We start from the raw sequence: 22,005 nt of genomic DNA, 5'->3' as shown, positions 1-22,005 counted from the left end.
CTACTGGGCCGCATCCGTCCAGGGCAGGTCGGGCGCGCGGTGGTATCCGATACCGGCTGCCTCGAGGCGCTCGGAGAAGGCGACGACGCGCGGCGCGAAGGCCTCGAAGTCGTGCTGGTCGTGTTCGGCCTTCGGCGACCAGGCGATCTCCATCACCGACGCGAGGCGGGGGAACGCCATGTATTCCACGTCCTGCATACGATGCATCGTCTCGGTCCAGATCGGAGCCTCGATGCCGAGGATCTGCTCCTCGCCGACGCCGTCGATGATGCGCGTCGGCTTCCACCCGTAGGACTCGCGCACCGAGGTCGGTCCCTGCGCCCACGCTTGGCCGAACTCGGTGCCGGTCTCGTAGACCATGTCGAGATAGGCCACGTCTGCTGGCGACAGGATCACCTGGCCGCCGTTCCGCACGAAGGTGATCGTGTCGTCCTCGGCGCCATCCTGAGGACGGGTGAAGCTCCAGTACTGGCCGATGGTGCCCTTCGGCATGGCTGTCGCGGCGCCCATCTCGTGCCACCCGATGATGGTCTTCCCGGTCTGGGCGGCATCCGTCGTCACCCTCTCGATGAACCTCACGAAGTCGGCCTCGGGAGTGGAGAGCGACTCGTCGCCTCCGAGGTGGAGGTAGGGACCTGGCGTCATCGCCGCCATCTGGCGCACCACGTCGGAGACGAAGCGGTAGGTCTCCTCGGAGTTGATGCAGACCGTGCTGAAGCCCACCTCGATGCCCGTGTAGAGCGGGGGCGCCTGCCCCGTGCAGGTGAGTTCCGGGTAGGCCGCGAGGGCGGCGTTCGTATGCCCGGGCAGGTCGATCTCGGGAACCACGGTGATGAAGCGCTGCTGCGCGTAGGCGACGATCTCCGCGTAGTCGGCCTTCGTGTAGAAGCCGCCGCGCTCGTCGTTCACCGAGCTCGTTCCGCCGATCTCCGTGAGCTTCGGCCAGCCGTCGATCTCGATGCGCCAGCCCTGGTCGTCGGTGAGGTGGAGGTGCAGGTGGTTGGTCTTGAGCAACGCGATGTCGTCGATGTAGCGCTTCACGTCTGAGACGTCGAAGAAGTGGCGGGCGACGTCGAGCATCGCCCCGCGATAGGCGAAGCGCGGATAGTCGTCGATGTCGACGGATGCCGCTGCCCAGCGGGTGCCGAGGGCGTCGACCCGCTCCCGCGACTCGATGGCCGCCGGGAAGAGCTGCCGCAGGGTCTGCACGCCGCGGAACAGCCCCTCGGCGGTGTCGGCGGTGAGCCGGGCGCCCGTGGCCGCGGTGCTCAGCGCGTAACCCTCCTCCTCATGGCCTGCCGGAGCCGAACCCGGTGCGACGGCGAGGGTGATGTCGTGGGGGCCCGGGGGTGCGGCATCCGTCGTCGCGTCCGCCGTCTCGACCACGGGCAGCTGGTACCCCGTCGAGACGCGGAAAGTGGCGGCGAGGTGCTCGCCGACCGCGTCGGCGCCGCCGCCGTCGACGAGGATGCGGCTGTCGCCGGTGAGCTCGAACGGATCGCCGTCGTGCGTCGTGATGGAGACGGGCTGGGGAACGAGCTGGGGCATGGAGACCTCGGGAGGGCGCAGGCCGATGGCGAGAGCCGTGCCACCGGCGGCGAGGACGACGAGGGCGAGAACGACGAGACCGACGGTGGTCCGGCGTCTGGGCATGCCTCTCCTCGGTGCGTCCTCTGGGTGTCCAGCGAGTATGTCAGGACTCCTAACTAACACACAAGAGCGAAGAGGCGGCTCGGCTGCTACTCTGATCGGGTCGCAACTGGCGTTCGGATGGGTGACCATCGGGGAGCGATGAGAATCGGTTGGTGGCCGTTCGCCTGGGCCACGACACGAACCCCTAGTTCACCGATTCCGCGAGGAGACGCCAGTGTCTGATTCCGTGTTCAATGCCCCTCTGTCCGAGGTCGATCCCGAGATCGCCGAGGTGCTCGAGCTCGAGCTCGGTCGCCAGCGCGACTACCTCGAGATGATCGCCAGCGAGAACTTCGTTCCCGTCTCGGTGCTGCAGTCGCAGGGGTCCGTGCTCACCAACAAGTACGCGGAGGGCTACCCCGGCCGCCGCTACTACGGTGGCTGCGAGTACGTCGACATCGCCGAGTCGCTCGCCATCGAGCGTGCGAAGAGCCTGTTCGGCGCCGAGTACGCCAACGTGCAGCCGCACTCCGGCGCCACGGCCAATGCCGCGGTGCTCTCGGCCATCGCCACCCCGGGCGACACCATCCTCGGCCTCGAGCTGGCCCACGGCGGCCACCTCACCCACGGCATGAAGCTCAACTTCTCGGGCAAGCTCTACAACGCCGTGTCCTACGGCGTCGACCCCGAGACCTTCCTCGTCGACATGGACGTCGTGCGCGACAAGGCGCTCGAGCACCGCCCCCAGGTCATCATCGCCGGCTGGAGTGCCTACCCCCGCCACCTCGACTTCGCCGCCTTCCGCGCCATCGCCGACGAGGTCGGTGCCAAGCTCTGGGTCGACATGGCGCACTTCGCCGGTCTCGTGGCCGCCGGTCTCCACCCGTCGCCCGTCCCCTTCGCCGACGTCGTCTCCTCGACGGTGCACAAGACCATCGGAGGACCGCGCTCGGGCTTCATCCTGTCGCGCGACATGGAGCTGGCCAAGAAGCTCAACTCCAACGTCTTCCCCGGCCAGCAGGGCGGACCGCTCATGCACGTGATCGCGGCCAAGGCCACGGCGTTCAAGATCGCGGCGTCCGAGGACTTCAAGGATCGCCAGGTCCGCACCATCCGTGGAGCGCAGATCCTCGCCGAGCGCCTCACGGCCGATGACTCACGCGCGGGTGGCGTCGACGTTCTCACCGGGGGAACGGATGTGCACCTGGTGCTCGCCGACCTCCGCAACTCTCCGCTCGACGGCCAGCAGGCCGAGGACCTCCTGCACGAGGTGCTCATCACGGTCAACCGCAACGCCGTGCCGTTCGACCCGCGCCCGCCGATGGTGACCTCGGGCCTCCGCATCGGAACGCCCGCCCTCGCCACCCGTGGCTTCGGCGACGCCGAGTTCGTCGAGGTCGCCGACATCATCGCCGAGACGCTGAAGCCCGGCGCCGACGTGGCCGGCCTTCGCGAGCGCGTGACGAAGCTCACCTCGGTCTTCCCGCTCTACCCGGGTCTGCAGCAGTGACGACCGCAGTACGCCTGGACGGCGTCGCGACGGCGACGACCATCAAGGGCGAGCTCGCCTCGCGGATCGAGGGCCTCCGGGCGCAGGGCATCGTGCCCGGCCTCGGCACCCTGCTCGTGGGCGACGACCCCGGCTCACGCTCCTATGTGGCCGGCAAGCACCGCGACTGCGCCGAGGTGGGCATCGAGTCGATCCGCGTCGACCTGCCCGCCACGGCGAGCCAGGCCGATGTGCTCGCCGCCATCGCCGACCTGAACGCCGCTCCCGAGGTCACGGGATACATCGTGCAGTTGCCGCTGCCGAAGGGCCTCGACGAGCACGCCGCGCTCGAGGCCATCGATCCGTCGAAGGACGCCGACGGCCTGCATCCGACCAACCTCGGCCGTCTGGTGCTCGGCATCGAGGGGGAGCTGCGCTCGCCGCTGCCCTGCACCCCGGCAGGAATCGTGGAGCTGCTTCAGCGCTACGACGTGCCGATCGCAGGAAAGCACGTCACCGTGGTCGGCCGCGGCCTGACCGTGGGCCGCCCGCTCGGGCTGCTGTTCACGCGCAAGGGCCTCGATGCCACGGTCACGCTCACGCACTCGCGCACGGTCGACCTCGCCACCGAGGTGCGGCGTGCCGACATCGTGATCGCCGCCGTGGGGGTCGCCCACCTGGTGCAGGCCGACTGGGTGAAGCCCGGTGCCGCCGTGCTCGATGTGGGCATCACCCGCGTCGAGGACCCGGAGACGGGCAAGGGGCGGCTCACCGGTGACGTGCATCCGTCCGTCGCCGACGTGGCCGGCTTCCTGTCGCCGAACCCCGGCGGAGTGGGCCCGATGACCCGCGCGATGCTGCTCTCGAACGTCGTGAAGGCCGCAGAACTCCGCCTCGGCTGACGGCCTGTCGCGCCGCATTCCCCGGGAGTGCGGCGCGACGCCCCGGGGTGACCGGCCCCGTTCACCTCCCGATCACGGGCAGGTCACTTCCGGGTCCTAGCCTCGCGGCATGTCCCAATCGGAGCGAACGCGAGTCGGGGTCGCGACTCGTGCCGGCACGGCTGAGGCCGCCACCGTAACCGTGCCCGTCGATCGTGTCGTGGCGATCATCCCCGCCCGAGCCGGCTCCAAGGGCCTCCCCGGCAAGAACTCCACTCCCGTCGGCGGAGTGCCGCTGATCGTGCGCGCCGTGCGATCTGCACTGGCCGCCCCCTCCATCGACAGGGTCGTTGTGACGACGGATGGCGACGCCATCGCAGCCCTCGCCCGCGATGCCGGCGCCGACGTCGTGCAGCGCCCACAGGAGCTCGCCGGTGACACGGCCAGCTCGGAGTCCGCCCTCCTGCACGCCCTCGCCTCGATCGAGGACGAGACGGGCGCGCTGCCCGAGGCGACGGTGTTCATCCAGGCCACCTCGCCGTTCATCGACGCCGCCGACCTCGAGGTCGCCGTGCGCACGGTGCTCGACCGTGACGCCGATGTCGTCTTCTCGGCGGTCGAGAGCCACTCCTTCCTCTGGCGGGCGCGGCCGGACCATGACGGCACCGTCGAGGGAGTCAACCACTCGGCGGCCGTGCGTCCGCGGCGCCAGGACCGCGACGTGGAGTACCGCGAGACCGGCGCGTTCTACGTGCTGCGCACCGAGGGCTTCCGCGAGGCCGGGCACCGCTTCTTCGGTCGCGTCGCCGTGCGCCTGGTGCCGGAGGTGCACGCGATCGAGATCGACACGGCGGCCGACCTCGCGATCAGCACAGCGCTCGCACGCGTCATCGACCCGTCGCCGCATCCGCTCATCGACGTCGATGCCGTCGTCACCGATTTCGACGGCGTCCACACCGACGACACCGCATCCGTCGACACCCTCGGCCGCGAGTCCGTGCGGGTGAGCCGCCGGGACGGCCACGGCGTCAAGCGTCTCCGCGAAGCCGGCATCCCGATGCTGATCCTGTCCGCCGAGACCAACTCCGTCGTCGCCGCGCGGGCAGAGAAGCTCCGCGTCGACGTCGAGCACGGGATCGACGACAAGGCGACGGTCCTCGTCGCCTGGGCCGAGCGCGTCGGGGTTCCCCTGGACCGCATCGCCTACCTCGGCAACGACCTCGCCGACCTGGCGTGCATGCGCATCGTGGGATGGCCGGTCTCGGTGGCGGATGCCGACCCCGCCGTGATCGCCGCTGCACGCGTCGTGCTCTCCCGCGTCGGCGGTGCCGGCGCCGTGCGCGAGCTCTCGGACGCGATCATCGCCGCTCGTGGGACCCACGAGAACTGACGTCCCGCCACGCGGGCAACACGAAGGAGAACACATGTCTGTGCGAATCGGACGATCGGTCATCGGACCGGGCGAGCCCGTCTACGTCATCGGCGAGATCGGACTGAACCACAACGGCTCGGTCGACCTCGCCAAGGAACTCATCGACGTCGCGGTAGAGGCCGGCGCGCAGGCCGTGAAGTTCCAGAAGCGCACGCCCGAGATCTCGACTCCCGAGCACATGAAGGACGTCCCGCGCGAGACGCCGTGGGGCACGATGACCTACCTCGACTACCGGCGTCGGGTCGAGTTCGACCGCGACCAGTACATCGAGCTGGCCGACTACGCCTACCTGCGCGGCGTCGACTGGTTCGCCTCGCCGTGGGACGTGCCGTCCGTGGCCTTCCTCGAGGACATCGGGGTCGTCGCCCACAAGGTGGCCTCGGCATCCGTCACCGACATCGAACTCCTCTGGGCCCTCCGCGAGACGGGCAAGCCCGTGATCCTCTCGACGGGCATGTCGACCCTCGACGAGATCGATGCCGCCGTCGAGGTGCTCGGAACCGACCGCCTCGTCATGCTGCACGCCACCTCGAGCTACCCGATGCCGACCGAGGAGGCGAACATCTCGGTCATCCGCACGCTCCAGGACCGTTACCGCGGCGTGCCGATCGGCTACTCGGGCCACGAACGCGGCCTGCAGATCTCGCTCGCCGCCGTGGCCCTCGGCGCCGTCGCCGTCGAGCGGCACATCACGCTCGACCGCACGATGTGGGGTTCCGACCACGCAGCCTCGCTGGAGCCGCAGGGCTTCGACCACCTGGTGCGCGACATCCGCATCATCAGCGAGGCCATGGGCGACGGCGTGAAGCGCGTCTTCCCGGGCGAGGAGGCTCCCAAGGCGAAGCTGCGGCGGGTCAACGCGTCATGAGGCCGGTGGCCGCCAGGCGCATGCTGGTGATCGGCGACTCGGACTCCTACGTCAAGTGGGGCGCCGCCCTGGCGTCCGGGCTTCCGGCCGACTGGGCCGTCGAGATCGTCGTGCTCGCGTCTCCTGTGCAGCCGAGCGCGCGCCAACTCGAGGACGCACTCTCCGGATCGGCCTTCACCATCGGGCAGGTCCGGGTGCGTCAGCTGACCGACGTGGCGCGCGTCGTGACCGAGCTCCGCCCCGACGCTGTGCTCCTGGCCCTCCGGGGACCGATGGTGCGGGTCGTGATCCGGGCGATGGCGTCGGTTCCGAACCGACCCGTGCTGGTGAGCGGCTTTCCGGGCATCACCATCCCGGCGGTTCCGAAGGCCATCGTCTACCGCGAGCAGACCGACCTCATCGTGCTGCACAGTCGGCACGAGGTGCGCGAGTTCTCTCGGAATGCGGAACGGATGCCGGTCTCCGTCGGCTTCGGTCTGGCGACCCTGCCCTTCCTGGGCCAGCCGGCGGCGGCGCCGACGTCTGAGTCGGCGCCTGATCGGGCGCCCGAGGCTCCGACCCCGACCCCTGCTGCCGCTGACTCGATCGTGTTCGCGGCGCAGGCGATCGTGCCGCGTCGGCTGGAGGATCGCATCGCCCTGCTGCAGTGGCTCATCGAGACGGCGCGAGCCCATCCCGAACAGCGCGTCGTCGTCAAGGTGCGGGCTCGGGCCGGGGAGGCCCAGACCCACGCCGAGACCCACGACTTCGGCGCCCTCCTCGAGAATCGCGAGTTCGTCGACCGGTGGGGCGGAACGCTGCCGGCCAACCTCGTGGTCGAGGACGGGCCCATGGCAGACCATCTCGCACGGGCCGTCGCCCTGGTGACGGTCAGCTCGACGGCTGCGCTCGAGGCCGTCGCCGCCGACATCCCGGTGCTGCTGCTCGACGACTTCGGGATCGCCCCCGGGCTCATCAACACGGTCTTCGTGGACAGCGGCCTGTTCGGCGACGCGGGCGACCTGCGCGCCGGTCGGTTCCGCCACCCGCGACCCGAGTGGCTGGCCGACAACTACTTCCACGGCGTCGCGGCCGATGACTGGCACGAACTACTCGAGCAGCTCGTGGCCAGGCGCGACGCGGCCCCGCTCCCACTGGCGCCTCAGCGCCACAATCTGCGCGGCGGTCGACTGCGTCGGGCGTGGGACCGGAAGCGCATGCTCGGCTCCCACGACGACTCGGCGGCCGGCTTCCTCGCGATGGTCGTCGCCGTCCCATCGCTCTGGCTCCTCCGGCGAGCTCGTCGCGTGCTGCGGGTGGTGCTTCCGGCGCCGCTGACGGTTCCTCTCGCACGGGACTCGACGCCGGTCGAGCGGGCCGTGGCGGGGGAGGCCGCGCTCCGCTGACGCGACCCGCCAGGCGAGCGGCGACCCGGGCGCAGCCTCAGCCCGGCGACGCGTCAGGCGAGCGGCGCGCTGTGCTCGCCGACGTGGCGCAGGTAGTGCTCCGCATTCGTGCGGATGCCCTGGCGTTCGGCATCCGTCAGCTCCCGACGCACCTTCGCCGGAACTCCGGCGACCAGCGATCCCGGGGGAACCTCGGTTCCCTCGAGCACGACGGCGCCGGCAGCCACGAGGGAGCCCTCGCCGATCACGGCACCGTTCAGCACCGTGGCCGACATGCCGACCAGGCTGTCGTCTCCGACGGTGCAGCCGTGCAGCACGGCGCCGTGGCCGACGGACACGTTGGCTCCGATCGTGAGCGGGAAGTCCGCATCGACGTGGCAGACCACGGTGTCCTGCAGGTTGGAGCCGGCTCCCAGCACGATCGGGGCGCCATCGGCTCTCAGCACGGCGTTGTACCAGACGCTGGAGTGCTCGCCCAGGGTGACGTCGCCGACGATGACGGCGCCGGCCGCCACGAAGGCGCTCTCGGCGATGGAGGGGCTGCCGATGCCCGGTAGGGTCCTGATGACGGCCAACTCGTCGATGCTCATGGGCCCACCCTATCGACGGCGAATCGCCCGTCTTCGTCGCCTCCGTCGGTCGCTGCGCTCCCGGATCCGACGAGTTTGGGCGACTCGGTGCGTGAGCTCTAGGGTGGCGAGCATGGTCGACACCTCCCACCCGGCGGTCGAGCGCGTGCGCGCCGCCCTCGCCGAACACGAGCTCACTCCCGACGTCACGTGGTTCGAGGTGGCGACGCCGACGGCCCTGGCCGCAGCCGACGCCATCGGAACGACGGTCGGGGCGATCGCCAACTCCCTGGTGTTCACGCTCGACGGCGAACCGCTTCTCGTGCTCACCTCCGGCGCGCACAGAGTCGACACCGAGTGGCTCGGAGCGAGGCTCGGGGGCACAATCGCGCGGGCGACGAAGGAGCAGGTGAAGGATGCGACGGGCCAGACCATCGGCGGGGTCGCGCCGGTGGGGCATCCGGCACCCGTGCGCACGGTCGTCGACACGGCGCTCGCCGACTACGACACCGTGTGGGCCGCGGCCGGCCACGCGCACACGGTCTTCCCGACGACGTTCGCCGAACTCGTGCGCATCACGGGCGGCGAGCCGTCGGCGGTCGTGGCGCCACCCGCCCGCTGAGGGCCGAGCGCAGCGACCGCCCGAAGCGCGCTCCGCCTGAGCGCCACGGCCGCGGACTGCGTCCGGGCCTCAGCTGGCGAGTGCCACTAGACCTCCCGCGCCGCGCCCTGCGCCGCGCGCACGGTGAACAGCTCGGGGGTGGCGTAGCCGGCAGCGTCGAAGGCCGTCAGCACGGCGTCGCGCACGGCGGGCAGGTCGGCGTCGGCCACCAGGGCGATGGCAGCACCACCGAAGCCGCCGCCCGTCATCCGCGCACCGATGGCACCGGCCGTCCGCGAAGCCTCGACGGCCAGGTCGAGTTCGGGCGTCGAGATCTCGAAGTCGTCGCGCATCGAGGCGTGCGATGCATCGAGCAGGGAGCCGATGGCGCGAGGTCCCTCGGAACGCAGGGTGCGCACGGTGTCGAGCACGCGCTGGTTCTCGGTGACGATGTGCCGCACCCGGCGGAAGGTCTCGTCGTCGAGGATCTCGGCGGCCTCGGCGAGGTCGCTCATCTGCACGTCGCGCAGGGTGTCCGCGCCGAGAGCCTTGGCTCCGGCCTCGCAGGACGCACGGCGGGCCGCGTAGCCGCCGGTCGAGTGGGCGTGGCTCACCTTGGTGTCGATCACGAGCACCTCGAGGCCTGCGGCATCGAAGCCGAGCGGGATGACCTCGGACTCGAAGGAGCGGCAGTCCAGGAAGACACCGGCATCCTCTCGCCCGAGCAGCGAGGCCGACTGGTCCATGATGCCCGTCGGGGCGCCGACGGCGCGGTTCTCGGCGAGCTGGCCCACCTGGGCGAGGGTGCGGCGGTCGAAGTCGAGGCGCCAGACGTCTTTCAGCGCCACGGCCATGGCGCTCTCGATTGCGGCCGACGACGACAGGCCGGCACCGACGGGGACCTCGGAGTCGAGGTACACATCGGCCCCGCTGAGCGAGTCGAGGGGCGCCCCGAACTGGCCGAGCGCCCAGGCGACGCCGAGCGGATAGGCCGACCAGCCGTGCAGTGCCTCGGGTGCGAGGTCGTCGAGCGAGATCGAGACGGGGTCCGCCGAGAACGACGACGCGACGCGCAGGATGCGGTCCTCGCGCGGAGCCAGCGCCAGGACCGTACGGCGGTTGATCGCGAACGGGAACACGAATCCGGCGTTGTAGTCGGTGTGCTCGCCGATCAGGTTGACGCGGCCGGGAGCGGACCAGACGCCGGTCGGACGGCGCCCGTACAGCTGGGTGAAGTGCTCCGTCACGCTGGAGTGCAGGTCGGTCATCGGTTCTCTTCCGTGTGCGGTTCGATCGGTGTCGCGGCGTCGGCCCTCGCGATGGCCTCGCGGATGCTCAGCGCCTGCTGCTCGGGAGTCACATCGCCGATCCAGGCGCCCATGGCGGCCTCGGAGCCGGCAAGGAACTTCAGCTTGTCGGCGGCACGGCGCGGACTTGTCACCTGCAGCATCAGCCTGATGTCGTCGCGACCGACGTTCACAGGGGCCTGGTGCCAGGCGGCGATGTAGGGGGTCGGCGTCTCGTAGAGCGCGTCGATGCCGCGCAGCAGCCGCAGGTACAGGCGCGACAGCTCGTCCCGCTCCTCGAGCGTCGTGGCGGCGAAGTCGGGCACGTGCCGGTGGGGGAGCAGGTGCACCTCGATGGGCCAGCGGGCCGCGAACGGCACGAAGGCGGTCCAGTGCTCGCCCTGCAGCAGCATCCGTTCGCCCGATTGCTCGCTGGCGAGCAGATCGGCGAAGAGACCGGGGCCGTAGCGCTCGATCGACTCGAGCAATCGGGTCGTGCGAGGGGTCACGTAGGGGTAGGAGTAGATCTGGCCGTGCGGATGCTGCAGCGTGACGCCGATCGCCTCGCCGCGGTTCTCGAAGGGGAACACCTGCTCGATGCCCGGCAGTGCCGAGAGCGCCGCCGTGCGATCGGCCCACGCCTCGATCACGGTGCGGGCGCGCGAGACGCTCTGGGTGCCGAACGATCCGGCGTGCTCGGGGCTGAAGCACACCACCTCGCAGCGGCCGATGGAGGTGCGCGTGCGGCCGATGCCCACGGCGGAGAGCTCGGCGAGGGCCTCGGGGCCGGCATCCGTCACGGCGGCGAGCTCGGGCCCGAACGACGGCGACTTGTTCTCGAACACGGCCACGTCGTAGGTGCTCGGGATCTCCGACGGGTTGCCGGGCTTCTGCGGGGCGAGCGGATCGAGGTCGGCCGGCGGCAGGAACACGCGGTTCTGGCGGGCGGCCGCGATGGAGATCCATTCCCCGGTGAGGGCGTCCTGGCGCATCGTCGCCGTGGCCGGGCGCGGGTCGAGCTCGCGCAGGTCGGGAGCGCGCTCGGGCGAGAGAGTGGTGTCGGCGTCATCGAAGTAGATGAGGGCACGGCCGTCGGCGAGGGTGTGCTCGAGGCGACGGATGCTGGGGTCGGCTGTGAAGGCTGAGGGCTCTGTCATGACAGGCTCACGATACGCGGCTTGCGTTTACGAAACAAGTTGATTTGCGGATTGCAAAGAGAAAGCAAAACCCGGGACAATGGGCGGATGACGACGACCGAACGCGACCCGGGCAACTCCGTGCCGGCCGGCATCCGCCGCGACCGTGCCGCAGCCCTCGTCGCCGACCGCGGCTTCGTGCGGGTGCGCGACCTCGCGGTCGCCTTCGGGGTGACCGATGTCACGGCCCGAGCCGACCTCGACCAGCTCGAGCGCGAGGGCCTCATCCGACGGGTGCACGGGGGCGCCGTGCCGTCGACGGATCCCGCTGCCACGGCCATCGCCCGCCGCCCCGAGCGCGAGCCCAGCTTCGAGGAGGCCCTCTCCGCCTCCGCCGGGCCGAAGGAGAGCATCGGCGAGGCCGCAGCAGCCCTCGTGAGCAGCGGGCAGAGCGTCATCCTCGACGTCGGCACGACGACCTTGCAGGTGGCGCGTTCGCTGCGCGCCCGCCGCGACCTCGACGACGTCACGATCTTCACCAACGGGTTGAGCATCGCCCTCGAGCTCGAGAGCGCCATCCCGCGTTTCACCGTCGTCCTCACGGGCGGCACGCTGAGGCCACGGCAGCACTCGCTCGTCGACCCGTTGGCCCGCGGCATCCTCGCCGACCTCCGTGCCGACATCGCCTTCATCGGCTGCAACGGCGTCGACGTCGAGCGCGGCGTCACCAACGCCAACCTGCCCGAGGCCGCTGTCAAGATCGCCATGATCCGTGCGGCCGGCCGCGCCGTGGTCGTCGCCGATTCGTCGAAGCTGGGCGAGGTCCACCTGGCGCGCATCTCGTCGCTCGACGAGGTCGACATCCTGGTGACGGATGCCGCAGCCCCGGCCGTGCTCCTCGGCGAGTTCGAGCAGGCGGGTCTCACCGTGCTGCCCGCCGGCTCTAGGCTCTCTGCATGACCTTTCCCACCGGTGAGCAGTACGAGTTGTCGACGAGGACCGCGAGCGGAGAGCTGCGCGCGACGATCACGGGACTCGCTGCAGCCATCCGTCAGCTGAGTCTCGACGGGGTCGACCTCGTCGAGACCTACGGCGAGGAGTCGTCGCCGCCCTACGGCGCCGGCATCGTGCTGGTGCCGTGGCCGAACCGCATCCGCGACGGTCGCTGGGAGCACGAGGGCGTCGAGCGGCAGCTCGACATCACCGAACCGAAGCTGAACAACGCCATCCACGGCCTGCTGCGCTACACGGAGTACCGGGAGGTCGACCGCACCCAGGACTCGGTCACCCTCGCCGCGACCGTTTACCCGCAGCACGGCTATCCGTACCTGCTCGAGACCGCCGTGCACTACGAGCTGGTCTCCGACGGGCTCAAGGTGACGCACTACCTGCGCAACCTCGGGCACGAGTCGGCTCCGGTCGCTGTGGGAACGCATCCGTTCCTCCGCATCGGCGACGTGCCGACGGACACTCTCACCCTCCAGCTCTCCGCTGCGAGCCACATCGAGGTCGACGACCGGCTGCTTCCGACGTCCGAGGTTCCGGTCGAGGGCACGGAGTGGGACCTGCGCGACCCGCGCCGCGTGAGCGAGCTGCAGCTCGACGACGCCTGGGGCGAGGCCTTCGCCACCGACGGCGAGGTCGTGCACACGCTCACGGCACCGGACGGACGCACGGTGTCGATGTGGTCGGAGCCGGAGTTCGGATTCGTACAGGTCTTCACGACGCGGCAGTTCCCGGGCCGCGAGGGCGACGCCGCCATCGCGATCGAGCCCATGACCGCCCCCGCCGACGCCTTCAACTCGGGGAAGGGCCTGCGCTGGCTCGCCCCCGGCGACGAGTGGGAGATCAGCTGGGGCATCCGCTTCGGCGGGTTCTAGACAGACTCGCTGATCGAGTAGCGCCCGACGAAGTCGGACGCGTATCGAGATCAAGCGCACGAAGAACGGCCCGCCTCCACTGGAGACGGGCCGTTCCCTCTTCACCGGATCATCAGGCCGGCGGCATCAGCACGGAGTCGATGAGGTACACGGTGGCGTTGGCGGTCTTCACGCCACCGCAGATGACCTTGGCGTCGTTGACCATCATGTCGTCGCCGCTGCCGGTGACCTCGACGGTTCCACCCTCGACCGTGGTCTGGGTTCCCTCGATGTCAGCAGGAGCGATCTGGCCGGGAACCACGTGGTACGTGAGGATCTTGGTCAGCGTGGCCGAGTCGGTCTTGAGGCCCTCGATGGTGGCGGCGTCGATCTTGGCGAACGCGTCATCGACGGGAGCGAAGACGGTGAACTCGCTGCCGTTCAGGGTGTCGACGAGGTTGACGTCGGGGTTGAGGCCACCCGAGACGGCTGCGGTGAGCGTCGTGAGGATCGGGTTGTTCGAGGCGGCGACGGCCACCGGGTCCTCAGCCATGCCCGCGACGGAGCCGGCGCCATCCGGAACCTGCTCGGCGTAGGCGGCGCAACCGGAGCCGACGAGGTCGGCTGCGGGGTCCATGGCCTCCGGGGTCTCGGCCATGGGGGCTTCGGAGCTGGGGCTGCTCGACGACGAGGTGTCATCGGTGCCGCTGCCCATCGAACAACCGGTCAGGCCGAGGGCTGCGATGCCCACGATCGAGAGGGCGGCGAGTGAAGTGCGTGTGAGTCGCATGGATCTTCTCCTTGGAATCGTTGGCCGGGTTCGGCCGGCTCCACTTGCTGTGGTGCCTTCAGGAGGGCATTCGGAACCCCGTGGGGTGCGGATTGGAGAATCTCCAGAAACTTTCCGAAGCTGGGAATCGGGCGTGATCAGGCCCCGGATGCATCCGGTAGAGGGGTGCGAGCCGAATGCGATCGTGGCTGCTTCGGGCCGCTCGCGCGTCGGCGATGGGGTGAACGGATGCCGGAGGCCGAAGGCGGCGGCATCCGGAATCTCATACCGTCAACCCGGCAATCCGAAACGGGCATCGCGCCGAACACCTGACATGCTTGTTCTCGTGCCCCATGAGATCGGTGAAGACGACATCGGAATTCCGCCTGTCGTCACGCTGGAAGAGCTGCTGGAACGTGTCGCCACGGGAGACCAGCGGGCTTTCAGCGAACTCTACGACGGGGTATCGGCTCGGCTTTTCGGACTGGTTCGGCGGCTCGTCGTCGATCCAGCGCAATCGGAGGAGGTGACGCAGGAGGTGTTTCTCGAGATCTGGCAGTCCGCAGCACGGTTCCAGCCCGAGCGGGGCAGTGCCCTCTCCTGGATGTTCACGCTCGCCCATCGCCGCGCCGTCGACCGCATCCGTTCCGCCCAGGCTTCCCGTGACCGCGACACTCGCATCGGCATCCGCGACCTGCCCATCGATACCGATGTGGTGAGCGAGGCTGCCGAACTACGGGTCGAGAACGAGCGGGTGCAGCGCGCACTCACCGAACTCACCGACGTGCAGCGCCAGGCTGTGTCGTTGGCCTACTACTCCGGCTTCTCCCATAGCGAGATCGCCGATGAACTGAGCGTGCCGATCGGCACTGTGAAGACCCGAATACGCGACGGGATGATCCGTCTGAGAGACGCACTGGGGGTGACCGCATGAGCGAGAAAGACCAGCGACCCGTCGGTGACGAGCACGCCCTGAGCGGTTCGTACGCCCTGGACGCCGTCGACGCCGAGGAGCGTGCCCGCTACGAGCGCGCCCTGCTCGATTCCGAACGGCTGCGTGAGGAGGCGGCCGGTTTCGCCGACACAGCAGCCCTGCTGGGGTCGAACGTCACGCCCGTCACGCCTCCGCCCGCTCTGAAGGCGAGCATCATGGCGCAACTCTCCGGCCTGCCGCAGTTGCCGGCAGACACCGCGGGTGGAGCCAACGCGGCCGATGCCGAGGTCGACGCAGTGCCGTCGACCGCACCTGCCCCTGCTCCGGATGCCGCGACCCCCGTCGCGGCGCCGAGCCCGGCCGCTGTTCCCTCGGCACCCGGTGCTCCCCTCGGCGCTCCCGCATCTCCATCCGCTCCTGCCGTGCCGCCCGTCGGCCGCGCCGAAGCCGCCGCCCAGCGTCGCTGGTTCTCCCGCCCCGGCGCCTTCATCGGCGCAGCCGCCGCGGCCGTGGTGCTCATCGCAGCAGTGGTCGTCGGCGTGAACTGGCCGGGGCCGAACGGATGGGGAGCCCAGCGCGACCTCGCCAGCATCTCGGCCGCCTCCGACGCCCAGCAGGCGACGGGCGAGGTGGCCGGCGGGGGAACCGTCACTCTCACCTGGTCGGAGGAGCTCGGCCGCTCGGCCGTGATGGTCGACGGCATGCCGGCTCTCGACTCCGACCAGACCTATGAGCTCTGGTACATCGACAGCGAGACCGCCGTTCCCGCCGGAACCTTCACCGTCGGCGACGACGGCACCACCTGGCGGGTACTCGAGGGCGACATGACCGCAGGCGCTGCCGTGGGCGTCACCGTGGAGCCGGCCGGTGGCTCGCCCCAGCCGACGACGCAGCCCGTCGTCGTCGTGCCGACGGCCGTCTAGCCCGTTCAGCCGCCAGCCGCCCGGAGTTCCAGCCGCGCGCCGGGCCGCTGCATCCGGCGCCGGAAAACAGGACGAGCACGCCGATGAGGTCTGTGCGACCGGCATCGACGTGCTCATCCTGTATTCAGGCTGTCACTCCGAGACTGCGGCCACTGCGGCGAGGATCACGTCGACGACCGCTGCGGGCTGCGACACGAGGGACACGTGCGATGCCCCGACCTCGGTGATCGTCGCTCCGGCGCGCTCGGCCTGAGAGCGCTGCGTCGCCGGCGGGATGACCCGGTCCTCCGTGCCGACGACGGCCCAGCTGGGCAGCGTCTTCCAGGCGACGGTCGTGGTCGGCGAGGCGTTGGCGCTGAGCGTGATCGGGCGCTGACCGGCGGCGATGAGCCAGCGGTCGGCCTCGGGCAGGTCCTGCGCGAAGGACTCATGCACTGTCGCCGGCTTGAGGAAGGCCTCGGCGTCGCCCTCGGGCGCACCGGGGTAGCCTGCGACGTCGAGGACTGTCGTGGGGTCGGGTACGTCGAGCGCCGAGCCGGAGCCGCCGAGGATGGAGAACACGGTCTCGCCCTCGTCGGGGATGAAGGCGTCGACGTAGACCAGCGCCTTCACCTCCCCGCCACCGGTGCCGGCGTTGGTGATCACGGCGCCGCCGTAGGAGTGGCCGACCAGCACGACGGGTCCGCTCGTGCGCTGTGCCAGGAAGGATGCGACGTAGGCGGCATCCGTCGCGATTCCACGCAACAGGTTCGTGGGTGCCAGTACCGTGAAGCCGCGACCCTGCAGGTCACTGGCGACGGCGTTCCAGCTCGAGGCATCGGCCCAGGCTCCGTGCACCAGGACGATCGTGGGTTGTGTCATAAACGTGCCTTCCATTCAGGGGGGTGAGAGCGCTGTCATTCGAGCGAAGACTATTCCCCTGATCAGGGGGTGCGCCATCGATGTTTCACAGAGTTCACCTGAGGCGTCACACGGGCGCCCACGGCAGCCGTTTGCAGGATGAGACAAGGTTCAGGTGCATATGGCGGCTGAAACGCAGCTCATCCTGCAAACGCGCACAGCGGCTTCGATCCGGATGCGGCTGCGGGGCATACTGGACGCTGGCCGCGTGCATCCCGGCTCGACGACACCACAGCGCAGTGAGGACTCACATGGACATCGGCATGATGCTGAACTACTCGGGCGGATTCCGCGAGACGGCGGCCGAGGTCGGCGAGCTCGAGAAGGCCGGCGTCGACATCGTCATCGTTCCCGAGGCCTACTCGTTCGACGCGGTGAGCCAGCTGGGCTACCTCGCCGCCGTGACGGAGAAGATCAAGCTGGCCTCCGGCATCCTGCAGATCTACACGCGCACACCGTCACTCACGGCCATGACGGCGGCGGGACTCGACTTCGTCTCGGACGGACGCTTCGTGCTCGGCATCGGAGCATCCGGACCCCAGGTCATCGAGGGCTTCCACGGCGTGCCCTATGACGCACCGCTGCGCCGCGCTCGCGAGATCATCGACATCTGCCGCATGGTCTGGCGCCGCGACCGCGTGGAGTACGACGGCCGCAGCTACCAGATCCCGCTGCCGGCCGAGAAGGGCACCGGGCTCGGCAAGCCGCTGAAGCTCATCAACCACCCCGTGCGCGAGCGCATCCCGATCGTGGTGGCCGCGCTCGGTCCGGCCAGCGTGAAGCAGACGGCCGAGATTGCCGACGCCTGGATGCCGATGTTCTTCCACCCCGAGCGGGCGCGCGACGTCTGGGGCGGGTCGCTCGATGCCGGTCTGGCCAAGCGTTCGGACGACCTCGGCACTCTCGACGTCTTCGCCAGCCCGGCGCTCTACATCGGCGACGATGCTGATGCCGTGCTGCCGCTCGTGAAGCCGCAGATCGCCCTGTACGTCGGCGGAATGGGCGCGCGCGGCAAGAACTTCTACAACGACCTGGTGTCGCAGTACGGCTTCGAGAAGGAGGCGGCTCTCATCCAGGACCTCTACCTCGAGGGCCGCAAGGACGAGGCGACGGCCGCGGTTCCCGACGACCTGGCGCGTGCGATCAACCTCATCGGGTCGCCCGGTCACGTGAAGGAGCGCGTCGCGGCCTTCGCCGAGGCCGGAGTCACGACCCTCGCGGTCACGCCGCTGGCGCGCACCTCGGAGCAGCGTGTCGGCCTGATGAGCGGATTCCGGGCGCTCGTCGACTGAGGCGTCGCCGGCGTCCCGGCGCGGACGACGCTACTTCTCGCCGACCTCGCCCAATTCTGCCGGCTGCCACAGGAGCCCCGACGGCGTCTGCGAGACCACGGCGACGTTCGTCGATCCGTCGAGGTAGTGGATGGTGCACAGGAACTGCACCTCGTTCGTGTCGGGGCACTCCACGGTGTCGGGGTACGGCACCGACGGGTCTGCCGTTGCAGCCGTTTCGAGCTCTCGCATGATCTGGCGCTCGGCTGCCTCAGGGAGTGGTTGCGCGTAGTCCATGCCCGGGAATCCGAGGTTCGGAGTCAGCGCGATGATCGCCACGATCCAGACGATCCCGGCCAGGATGACGCCGACAGGGCCGAGCACGGTTCCCCACCCCGACGACGCTCGTCCGGTGCGCGTGCGCACGGACCGCACGATCCCCAGGATGCCGAAGAGCAGCGCGAGCACCCCCGCGATGACGGCGACGAGTCCTGCGAGCGGGTTCACCGCCACGAGGGCGGCCGCGGCGATGGTCGCGATGCCGAATATGAGCGCGTAGCGCGAGAACGGGTTGCGCTCGGCGGTGACGTCGGTAACGGCGGTGACGGCTGTCTCATCGGTGGCGGCTGTCTCGGTGGTGACGGATGCCGGCGCTGCGGCCGAGCCGGGAGCGACGAGCACGGGAGCGAAGGCGGTGCCTGACGCGGCGAGTCGCGCAGCCGCATCCGGTGGCGTCGGCGCGTGCGTGTGCTCGGTCCACGCGGATCCGTCCCACCACCTCAGGGCGTCGGCGGGAAGCGACGCGTCGTAGGCGGCACCGGGGTCGGCGTACCAGCCGGGCGGTGCTGTCGTCATCGCGGGCATCCGTTCGCGTAGGGGCGGCTTGACGGCAGCGTAGGGGAGCCGCGTCGAGCGCCGCGCGCCCCCAAGAAGGGCACCGGGACGCTCAGTCCGCCGTCGTGCGCGCCTGCTGCGGAGAGCTCGGGCCGACCGGCCCGCCCCTCCCGATCCGTGCGATTCGGGCGCGCGCGGCATCCTCCGACGGTGATCTCCTCCCGAGCAGGCGGTGCACGGCGCCGAGCGCGCGGGCCGTCGCCCACACGACGGGCAGCCGAGAGCGTCGGAGCCCGAGCATCCGTCGATAGTCCTCCGGAAGGCTCGCGACGGCGCCGGCGAAGAGCACGCGGTACGCCGGCAGCATGGGCTTCGGCAGGGGCGGATGCCTGATGAAGCGCACGGCCTCGGCGACGCGCTCGTCGCTCTTCAGGATGCCGTTGTTCGAGAACGCCGCCAGCTGGTCGCGCAGCTGCCACTCGGAGCGCGGCGGCGACTCCACCCCGACGAGTTCGCCCGCCGTCGCCCACTCGCGCACGTAGGCGTCGGCCCCGCCGGGAATCGCTCCGCCCCAGATGGTGTGGCAGGCGAGGAACGAATCCGTGAACGCGAGATGCACCCAGGCGAGAAGCTCGGGGTCACCGGCCGCATAGGGGCGCTCGACGTCATGGGCGTCGAGGTAGGTGCCGATGACGCGCGAGTGATACTTGCCGACCCGCGCCGACTCCTCGGTGGCGAACACGGTGTCGGCGTAGGTCACGATGGTGAGCCACTGGATCGTGCCCGCGAGCCGGCCGAGAGGATCCTCGCCGAAGCGCGAGTGGTCGTGCACTCCGGCCATGGCTCCGGGATGGAGCGTCTGCACGAGCAGGGCCCGGATGCCGGCGACGAGGGTCGGCATCCCGCCGTGCACCGCCCACGCGGCCGAGCCCGGCCCGAAGAACCCGGCGTCGTCGCCCTCCTCGATGCGGTCCACCCAGGCCGGTCTTCCGTCGTGCGTGCCCGAAAGCGCGGCCAGCAGTCGCGACCGCGAGCGATCCTTCCTGGTGGCCATGGGCCGAGTGAACACCGCGCACCTGAGTGCCGGGCGAGAGGAGTCCGGCCGGATGCGGCATCCGTCGGCCCAGCAGCAGGTCACCGGGTCGTGCCATGATCGGGACATGCCCGAGCGTCTGATGCTTCTCGACACCGCCTCGTTGTACTTCCGAGCCTTCTACGGCCTGCCCGACACGATCCGGGCACCCGATGGAACCCCGGTGAACGCCGTGCGCGGCCTGCTCGACTTCATCGGCCGTCTCGTCACCGACTTCGAGCCCACCCACCTGGTCGCCTGCTGGGACGACGACTGGCGCCCGCAGTGGCGCGTCGACCTCATCCCGAGCTACAAGGAGCACCGGGTGGAGAAGGTCGTCGAGGGCGGTCCCGACGTCGAGGAGACTCCCGAGCTGCTCGTGGCGCAGATCCCGCTCATCCGCGAGACGCTCGAGGCCTTCGGCGTCACCATCATCGGCGCGGCCGACCACGAGGCCGACGACGTCATCGGCACCCTCGCGACCCGGGCCACGATGCCCGTCGACATCGTCACCGGCGATCGCGACCTGTTCCAGCTCATCGACGACGACCGCGACGTGCGCATCGTCTACACGGCTCGCGGCATGAACAAGCTCGAGGTGCTCACGGGCGAGACCGTGCTGTCGAAGTACGGCGTCACCGCCGCTCAGTATGCCGACTTCGCGGCTCTGCGAGGCGACGCATCCGATGGCCTGCCCGGAGTCGCGGGTGTCGGCGAGAAGACCGCCGCGACCCTGCTGCAGGAGCACGGCGACCTCGACGGCATCATCGCCGCGGCGGCGGATGCCGGCGAGCCGATGTCGGCGGGCATCAGGGCGAAGATCCTCGCGGCCTCCGACTATCTCGCCGTGGCGCCGACGGTCGTCGAGGTGGTGCGCGATCTCGACCTCGGTGAGTTCGACGCACGCATCCGTCCACTCGATGCCGGAGCCACCGCATCCGTCGCCGCACTCTCCGAGACCTGGGCGCTCGGCGGATCAGCCGATCGCGCCCTCAAGGGGCTCGCGGCCCGCGCCTCGCGGCGTGCGGCTCCTCCCGCACGCTGAGGGCGACGCGCGGCCCCGACCTCAGTCGTGGACGGCGTCGGTCCTCGTAGGCTGAACTCAGGCGTGGGGGCGCCGAACCGCCCCCACGCCGTCTTCTCGAGGGGGATGCAACGCATGAGTGCGACGACGCAGGGCGGATACGGGTCGACAGCGGTCACAGTTCCCGAGATCAAGCCGATCGCCCCGTGGTTGTGGCTGCTCATCGGGGTCGGGTCGGCGCTCGCCGGGCTCCTGCCCTGGCTCGTCACGGGCATGCGCCTGCCCCTGCAGAACCTCTGGCAGAACGACACGACGCCGGAACGGATGCCGCTCGTGCTGCTGCCGTTCAGCCAGTACACGCTGACCCTCATCGTCGCACTGCTGCTCATCGGATCGGCGGCGGCCGGACTGGTCGCCCGGGCGACCCGCGCGCGTCAGACCCGCGGAGGGTTCGCAGCAATGGTGGCCGGCGTGCTGCTCGTGCAGCTCGTCGCGACAGTGCAGACGGCGGCCGTCGTCGGGGGCGGGCTGCAGTCACGGAGCGAATCGACGCTGTATCTCGCTCTGCTCATCGCCGTTGCCGCGCTCGCCGTGGCCGTGGGCGTCGTCGTCCTCTGCCTCATCGCCCGAGCGCCGCGGGCCGGCTCCCTCGTCGGCCTGAGCATCGCCGCCGTTGCAGCCGGGCCGTGGCTGAGCGGCCTGCTCTCCCCGATCGGGTCCTTCCCGGCCGAGTGGCTCGTCCAGGTGCTGGGCTACACCCGCTGGATCCCGGCGATCCTCGTAGGCGTCGCGATCGCCTGGTGCGGCGTGAACACCGTGGGCCGCGTGATCGCGTCCGTCGTCGCACTCGTCCTGCTCTGGATCGGTCCGACGCTGATCACGGCGATCAGCGCCGCGGCCGGCAGCCGGGTGCTCGCCGCATACCCGTCGGAGATGCTCGACTACGGCGTCGGCGTCTTCCGCATGGCGGTCCTGATGCCCGAGTTGGTGGTGCCGCCGATCGTCGTCGCCGTCGTGGTCGCGGCGATCGGTCTGTGCGGGCGGATGCTGCTGCAGCGGTCGCGCTCCGCTGCGGCCAGGCCGGGCGCTGATGCTGATGCTGATGCTGACGTGGATGCGGGTGCTGAACAGGAATGAGGG

21 protein-coding genes and 1 riboswitch are annotated in these 22,005 nt (G+C 70.1%); of the genes, 13 read left to right on the top strand and 8 right to left on the bottom strand.

Going from position 1 to position 22,005, the window contains the following annotated elements; genetic code table 11:
- On the bottom strand, positions 1-1,653 hold the full coding sequence (locus E4M00_RS02075; RefSeq protein ID WP_135118886.1) for a beta-N-acetylhexosaminidase: 1,653 nt from the start codon (positions 1,651-1,653) through the stop codon (positions 1-3).
- A gap of 92 nt (positions 1,654-1,745) precedes the next feature.
- Positions 1,746-1,830: riboswitch (ZMP/ZTP riboswitch) on the top strand.
- Positions 1,831-1,867: 37 nt separating this feature from the next.
- On the opposite strand from E4M00_RS02075, the gene glyA reads away from it, so the two are divergent.
- The 5 genes from glyA to E4M00_RS02050 all read left to right on the top strand — a co-directional run bounded on the left by glyA (position 1,868) and on the right by E4M00_RS02050 (position 7,687).
- Positions 1,868-3,142 carry a serine hydroxymethyltransferase gene (glyA, locus tag E4M00_RS02070; protein ID WP_056165971.1) on the top strand — a complete coding sequence of 425 codons (1,275 nt, stop codon included), beginning with the start codon at positions 1,868-1,870 and terminating at the stop codon, positions 3,140-3,142.
- Entirely contained in the window at positions 3,139-4,023 is an 885-nt protein-coding gene (locus E4M00_RS02065; protein WP_135118885.1) for a bifunctional methylenetetrahydrofolate dehydrogenase/methenyltetrahydrofolate cyclohydrolase, read from the top strand. The genes glyA and E4M00_RS02065 overlap by 4 nt, the downstream gene beginning before the upstream one ends.
- A 109-nt stretch (positions 4,024-4,132) precedes the next feature.
- Positions 4,133-5,392, top strand: a complete 1,260-nt coding sequence (locus E4M00_RS02060) for an acylneuraminate cytidylyltransferase (protein WP_135118884.1) — start codon at positions 4,133-4,135, stop codon at positions 5,390-5,392.
- Positions 5,393-5,426: 34 nt separating this feature from the next.
- Positions 5,427-6,302, top strand: a complete 876-nt coding sequence (locus tag E4M00_RS02055; protein WP_056165977.1) for an N-acetylneuraminate synthase family protein — start codon at positions 5,427-5,429, stop codon at positions 6,300-6,302.
- 5 nt (positions 6,303-6,307) lie between these two features.
- Entirely contained in the window at positions 6,308-7,687 is a 1,380-nt protein-coding gene (locus tag E4M00_RS02050; RefSeq protein ID WP_135118883.1) for a DUF6716 putative glycosyltransferase, read from the top strand.
- Between the two features lie 53 nt (positions 7,688-7,740).
- On the opposite strand, the gene E4M00_RS02045 is transcribed toward E4M00_RS02050, so the two are convergent.
- Entirely contained in the window at positions 7,741-8,277 is a 537-nt protein-coding gene (locus E4M00_RS02045; RefSeq protein ID WP_135118882.1) for a gamma carbonic anhydrase family protein, read from the bottom strand.
- Positions 8,278-8,389: 112 nt separating this feature from the next.
- On the opposite strand from E4M00_RS02045, the gene E4M00_RS02040 reads away from it, so the two are divergent.
- Positions 8,390-8,878 (top strand): YbaK/EbsC family protein, encoded by a 489-nt coding sequence (locus E4M00_RS02040; RefSeq protein ID WP_135118881.1) that lies wholly within the window; start codon positions 8,390-8,392, stop codon positions 8,876-8,878.
- A gap of 86 nt (positions 8,879-8,964) precedes the next feature.
- Here E4M00_RS02040 and galK read toward each other — a convergent pair whose 3' ends face one another.
- Positions 8,965-10,125 (bottom strand): galactokinase, encoded by a 1,161-nt coding sequence (galK, locus tag E4M00_RS02035; RefSeq protein ID WP_135118880.1) that lies wholly within the window; start codon positions 10,123-10,125, stop codon positions 8,965-8,967.
- Positions 10,122-11,300 (bottom strand): galactose-1-phosphate uridylyltransferase, encoded by a 1,179-nt coding sequence (gene galT, locus E4M00_RS02030; protein ID WP_135118879.1) that lies wholly within the window; start codon positions 11,298-11,300, stop codon positions 10,122-10,124. Before galT ends, galK begins: the two co-directional genes overlap by 4 nt.
- An 87-nt stretch (positions 11,301-11,387) precedes the next feature.
- On the opposite strand from galT, the gene E4M00_RS02025 reads away from it, so the two are divergent.
- Complete coding sequence (locus E4M00_RS02025) at positions 11,388-12,239, top strand: DeoR/GlpR family DNA-binding transcription regulator (RefSeq protein WP_135118878.1); 852 nt, start codon at positions 11,388-11,390, stop codon at positions 12,237-12,239.
- Positions 12,236-13,159 (top strand): aldose 1-epimerase family protein, encoded by a 924-nt coding sequence (locus tag E4M00_RS02020; RefSeq protein ID WP_135118877.1) that lies wholly within the window; start codon positions 12,236-12,238, stop codon positions 13,157-13,159. The genes E4M00_RS02025 and E4M00_RS02020 overlap by 4 nt, the downstream gene beginning before the upstream one ends.
- Positions 13,160-13,271: 112 nt before the next feature.
- Here E4M00_RS02020 and E4M00_RS02015 read toward each other — a convergent pair whose 3' ends face one another.
- Positions 13,272-13,928, bottom strand: a complete 657-nt coding sequence (locus E4M00_RS02015; protein ID WP_135118876.1) for a fasciclin domain-containing protein — start codon at positions 13,926-13,928, stop codon at positions 13,272-13,274.
- Between the two features lie 313 nt (positions 13,929-14,241).
- Between E4M00_RS02015 and E4M00_RS02010 the strand changes: the two genes are divergently transcribed.
- Both E4M00_RS02010 and E4M00_RS02005 read left to right on the top strand, forming a co-directional pair.
- Positions 14,242-14,841: a sigma-70 family RNA polymerase sigma factor gene (locus E4M00_RS02010; protein ID WP_056165996.1), complete on the top strand. Its 600-nt coding sequence runs from the start codon at positions 14,242-14,244 to the stop codon at positions 14,839-14,841.
- Complete coding sequence (locus E4M00_RS02005; protein ID WP_135118875.1) at positions 14,838-15,764, top strand: anti-sigma factor; 927 nt, start codon at positions 14,838-14,840, stop codon at positions 15,762-15,764. The genes E4M00_RS02010 and E4M00_RS02005 overlap by 4 nt, the downstream gene beginning before the upstream one ends.
- Positions 15,765-15,896: 132 nt before the next feature.
- Here the strand turns inward: E4M00_RS02005 and E4M00_RS02000 are convergent, their stop codons facing one another.
- The gene (locus E4M00_RS02000; RefSeq protein ID WP_135118874.1) at positions 15,897-16,625 is read right to left on the bottom strand and encodes an alpha/beta fold hydrolase; all 729 of its coding nucleotides are present in this window, start codon (positions 16,623-16,625) and stop codon (positions 15,897-15,899) included.
- Positions 16,626-16,915: 290 nt separating this feature from the next.
- Here E4M00_RS02000 and E4M00_RS01995 point away from each other — a divergent pair, with 290 nt between their 5' ends.
- Entirely contained in the window at positions 16,916-17,956 is a 1,041-nt protein-coding gene (locus tag E4M00_RS01995; RefSeq protein ID WP_135118873.1) for an LLM class F420-dependent oxidoreductase, read from the top strand.
- A gap of 30 nt (positions 17,957-17,986) precedes the next feature.
- Here E4M00_RS01995 and E4M00_RS17975 read toward each other — a convergent pair whose 3' ends face one another.
- Together E4M00_RS17975 and E4M00_RS01985 are read right to left on the bottom strand one after the other, a co-directional pair.
- Positions 17,987-18,790, bottom strand: coding sequence for a DUF2510 domain-containing protein (locus E4M00_RS17975; protein ID WP_204772949.1), 804 nt, complete (start codon positions 18,788-18,790; stop codon positions 17,987-17,989).
- Positions 18,791-18,881: 91 nt separating this feature from the next.
- The gene (locus E4M00_RS01985; protein WP_135118872.1) at positions 18,882-19,823 is read right to left on the bottom strand and encodes an oxygenase MpaB family protein; all 942 of its coding nucleotides are present in this window, start codon (positions 19,821-19,823) and stop codon (positions 18,882-18,884) included.
- Between the two features lie 106 nt (positions 19,824-19,929).
- On the opposite strand from E4M00_RS01985, the gene E4M00_RS01980 reads away from it, so the two are divergent.
- Complete coding sequence (locus tag E4M00_RS01980; RefSeq protein WP_135118871.1) at positions 19,930-20,886, top strand: 5'-3' exonuclease; 957 nt, start codon at positions 19,930-19,932, stop codon at positions 20,884-20,886.
- 114 nt (positions 20,887-21,000) lie between these two features.
- Positions 21,001-22,002, top strand: coding sequence for a hypothetical protein (locus E4M00_RS01975; protein ID WP_135118870.1), 1,002 nt, complete (start codon positions 21,001-21,003; stop codon positions 22,000-22,002).
- Positions 22,003-22,005: the final 3 nt, after the last annotated feature.

The sequence above is a fragment of the Orlajensenia leifsoniae genome, assembly GCF_004570845.1.
GTDB classification, from domain to species: Bacteria; Actinomycetota; Actinomycetes; order Actinomycetales; family Microbacteriaceae; genus Orlajensenia; species Orlajensenia leifsoniae.
The sequence above is the reverse complement of the archived record's forward strand: the minus strand, read 5'-3'. Positions and strand labels throughout refer to the sequence as shown.

Coding starts and splice junctions, on each gene's coding strand:
- E4M00_RS02075 (WP_135118886.1), bottom strand. CDS start 1,653: ATGCCCAGACGCCGGACCACCGTCGGTCTCGTCGTTCTCGCCCTCGTC.
- E4M00_RS02060 (WP_135118884.1), top strand. CDS start 4,133: ATGTCCCAATCGGAGCGAACGCGAGTCGGGGTCGCGACTCGTGCCGGC.
- E4M00_RS02055 (WP_056165977.1), top strand. CDS start 5,427: ATGTCTGTGCGAATCGGACGATCGGTCATCGGACCGGGCGAGCCCGTC.
- E4M00_RS02045 (WP_135118882.1), bottom strand. CDS start 8,277: ATGAGCATCGACGAGTTGGCCGTCATCAGGACCCTACCGGGCATCGGC.
- E4M00_RS02040 (WP_135118881.1), top strand. CDS start 8,390: ATGGTCGACACCTCCCACCCGGCGGTCGAGCGCGTGCGCGCCGCCCTC.
- galK (WP_135118880.1), bottom strand. CDS start 10,125: ATGACCGACCTGCACTCCAGCGTGACGGAGCACTTCACCCAGCTGTAC.
- galT (WP_135118879.1), bottom strand. CDS start 11,300: ATGACAGAGCCCTCAGCCTTCACAGCCGACCCCAGCATCCGTCGCCTC.
- E4M00_RS02025 (WP_135118878.1), top strand. CDS start 11,388: ATGACGACGACCGAACGCGACCCGGGCAACTCCGTGCCGGCCGGCATC.
- E4M00_RS02020 (WP_135118877.1), top strand. CDS start 12,236: ATGACCTTTCCCACCGGTGAGCAGTACGAGTTGTCGACGAGGACCGCG.
- E4M00_RS02015 (WP_135118876.1), bottom strand. CDS start 13,928: ATGCGACTCACACGCACTTCACTCGCCGCCCTCTCGATCGTGGGCATC.
- E4M00_RS02010 (WP_056165996.1), top strand. CDS start 14,242: ATGCTTGTTCTCGTGCCCCATGAGATCGGTGAAGACGACATCGGAATT.
- E4M00_RS02005 (WP_135118875.1), top strand. CDS start 14,838: ATGAGCGAGAAAGACCAGCGACCCGTCGGTGACGAGCACGCCCTGAGC.
- E4M00_RS02000 (WP_135118874.1), bottom strand. CDS start 16,625: ATGACACAACCCACGATCGTCCTGGTGCACGGAGCCTGGGCCGATGCC.
- E4M00_RS01995 (WP_135118873.1), top strand. CDS start 16,916: ATGGACATCGGCATGATGCTGAACTACTCGGGCGGATTCCGCGAGACG.
- E4M00_RS17975 (WP_204772949.1), bottom strand. CDS start 18,790: ATGACGACAGCACCGCCCGGCTGGTACGCCGACCCCGGTGCCGCCTAC.
- E4M00_RS01985 (WP_135118872.1), bottom strand. CDS start 19,823: ATGGCCACCAGGAAGGATCGCTCGCGGTCGCGACTGCTGGCCGCGCTT.
- E4M00_RS01980 (WP_135118871.1), top strand. CDS start 19,930: ATGCCCGAGCGTCTGATGCTTCTCGACACCGCCTCGTTGTACTTCCGA.
- E4M00_RS01975 (WP_135118870.1), top strand. CDS start 21,001: ATGAGTGCGACGACGCAGGGCGGATACGGGTCGACAGCGGTCACAGTT.